A 769-nucleotide genomic window follows, 5' to 3' on the forward strand; every position below is an offset into this window, starting at 1 on the left:
TAGCGAAATTCCTTGTCGGGTAAGTTCCGACCTGCACGAATGGTGTAACGATCTTGGCAGCTGTCTCAGCCATGAGCTCGGTGAAATTGTGGTATCGGTGAAGACGCCGGTTACCCGCAACGGGACGGAAAGACCCCATGAACCTTCACTATAGCTTAACATTGAGATTGGATACAGGATGTGTAGGATAGGCGGGAGTATATGAAGCGGGTTCGCCAGGATTCGTGGATACGCCGTTGAAATACCGCCCTTTCTGTATTCGGTTTCTAACTTGCTGTATAGCGAGGACATTGTTTGGTGGGTAGTTTGACTGGGGTGGTCGCCTCCAAAAAGGTAACGGAGGCTTTCAAAGGTAAGCTCAGTACGCTTGGTAACCGTACGTGGAGTGCAATGGCAAAAGCTTGCTTGACTGTGAGGCCTACAAGCCGAGCAGGGTCGAAAGACGGACATAGTGATCCGGTGGTTCTGAATGGAAGGGCCATCGCTCAAAGGATAAAAGGTACTCTGGGGATAACAGGCTGATCTCCCCCAAGAGCTCATATCGACGGGGAGGTTTGGCACCTCGATGTCGGCTCGTCACATCCTGGGGCTGGAGAAGGTCCCAAGGGTTGGGCTGTTCGCCCATTAAAGTGGCACGCGAGCTGGGTTCAGAACGTCGCGAGACAGTTCGGTCCCTATCTGTTGTGGGCGCAGGAAGTTTGAGTGGATCTGTCCTTAGTACGAGAGGACCGGGTGGACTGACCTCTAGTGAACCAGTTATGCCGCCAGG

Annotated in this window: 1 rRNA gene; it reads left to right on the forward strand. The window is 53.1% G+C overall.

Annotation, left to right across the window (positions count from 1 at the left end):
• Positions 1–769, forward strand: a 23S ribosomal RNA gene (locus SD31_RS14520); the annotation flags it as partial.

Source organism: Sphingobacterium sp. T2 (assembly GCF_000814685.1).
Classification (GTDB): domain Bacteria; phylum Bacteroidota; class Bacteroidia; order Sphingobacteriales; family Sphingobacteriaceae; genus Sphingobacterium; species Sphingobacterium thermophilum.